General features: G+C 74.7%; 1 protein-coding gene. It reads left to right on the plus strand.

Going from position 1 to position 2,010, the window contains the following annotated elements; translation table 11 throughout:
• A partial coding sequence (locus AB0M20_RS40440) for a BTAD domain-containing putative transcriptional regulator (protein ID WP_364306476.1) occupies window positions 1–2,010 on the plus strand: 2,010 nt, incomplete at both ends.

Raw genomic sequence — 2,010 nt, forward strand, 5'->3', positions numbered from 1 at the left:
GGACGACTCCGGCCGGGCCGACCGGACCGGCGGCCTGCTCGCGCGAAATGGCGGATACCTGCTCCAGCTCGCCGACGACAGCCTTGATGCGCGTACGTTCGAGCGGCTCGCCGCCGCCGGGGCGCGCGCTCTCGAGGCCGGTGACTTCGCTCGCGCGCGGGACGTCCTCACCGAGGCGCTGCTGCTGTGGCGCGGTTCGGCCCTGGCGGCGTTCGCCACCGAACCGTTCGCCCGGGCCGCGGCCACCCGGCTCGACGGTCTGCGGCTGCAGGCGCAGGAGAACCGGCTGACCGCCGACCTGGCCCTGGGCCGGCACGCCGACCTGGTTGCCGAGCTCGAGAACCTCACGGCGTCGCACCCGCTCCGCGAGCGGTTCTGGCACCAGCTCATGGTGGCGCTGTACCGGGCCGGGCGACAGAGCGAGGCGCTGGCCGCCTACCGGGCCGCCCGCGACGTGCTGGCCGGTCAGCTCGGTGTGGAGCCCGGCCCGGAGCTGCGGCAGTTGCACGGGGCAGTGCTGCGCCAGGATCCGGCCCTCGATACGCAGGCGCCCGCCACGTCACCGCCCCACCGGGTGGGCAATGTGCCCGCCGGGTTGACCAGCTTCGTGGGGCGGCAGCGCGACCTCGATGAGGTCGGCCGCCGCCTCCGAGCCGGCCGCCTCGTGACGCTCACCGGTGTCGGCGGCGCCGGCAAGAGCCGCCTCGCGGTGGAGGCCGCCATCGCCGCGCGGGCTGACTTTCCCGATGGCACGTGGCTGGTCGACCTCGCCGTGCTCACCCAGCCAGGGCTCGTCGTCTCCGCCGTCGCGCGAGCTCTCGGTGTGCGGGAGCACGCCCGCCGGCCGCTCAGCGAGATGATCGCGGACCACCTCGCGACGGCCACGGCACTGGTGATTCTGGACAATTGCGAGCACGTCCTGGCAGAGGTCGCCGAGATCGCCGACGGTCTTCTGCGCGCCTGCCCGGCGGTGCGGATCGTCGCCGCCACCCGGGAACGGCTGCACGTCACCGGGGAACAGGTCTGGCCAGTGGGCGGCCTCACCGTTCCGGCGCCCGGCGTGGTGGGCGGCGCGGCGGTCGCCGGCACCGATGCGGTCCAGCTGATCGTGGAGCGGGTGGCCGCCGCCAGTCCGGCGTTCACGCTGACGGACGCCAACAGCGGCGCGATCGCGCAGATCTGCCGGCGTCTGGACGGGTTGCCGCTGGCGCTCGAACTGGCAGCGGCGAGCATTCAGGCGCTCGGCGCGGACCGGGTGGCGCGTGGGCTCGACGACCGGTTCCGGTTGCTCGTGCGGGGCAGCCGTACCGCGCTGCCGCGGCACCAGACGCTGCAGGCGATCGTCGATTGGAGCTACGAGCTGCTCGACGCCGCGCACCGCGACCTGTTCGACCGGCTCGCCGTCTTTGTCGGAGGGTTCACCCTGCCTGCCGCGGAGGCCGTCTGCGCCGACGGGGAATCCGCCGGACCGGTGGCGGACCTGGTGACCGGTCTGGTGGACAAGTCGCTGGTGCTCATCGAGAGGCCGGACGCGGCCACGCCGCGCTACCGGATCCTGGAGACCTTGCGAGCGTACGGCTGGCAGCGGCTCGCCGGCTCGGGGCGGGCCGACGCGATCCGGGACCGGCACGCCACCCATGTGCTGACGATGGTGCGAAAGGCCCGCGCGGCATGGCAGAGCACGCAGCAACCGGTCTGGTTGCGGCGGTTGGAGGCCGAGCTCGGCAACATCAGGGCGGCATTGCAGTGGCTGGTCGAGCGGGGCGACGCGGCCACGGCGGTGCGCCTGGCCGGATCTCTCTATCCGTTGTGGGACCGCCACGGCCACTACCGGGAGGGTCGCCGCTGGCTGACCCGGGCCCTCGCGATGGACGACCGGGACGCGCCCGTGCCGCCGGTGGTGCGGGCACGCGCCCTGGACAGCCTGGCCGGCCTGGCCGTGCTGCAGGGCGACCTCGCCGCCGCCGAGGCCGCCGCGGGGGAGTCGGCCGAGCTGGGCCGGTCGGCCGG

The organism is Actinoplanes sp. NPDC051633, assembly GCF_040681735.1.
Lineage (GTDB): Bacteria > Actinomycetota > Actinomycetes > Mycobacteriales > Micromonosporaceae > Actinoplanes.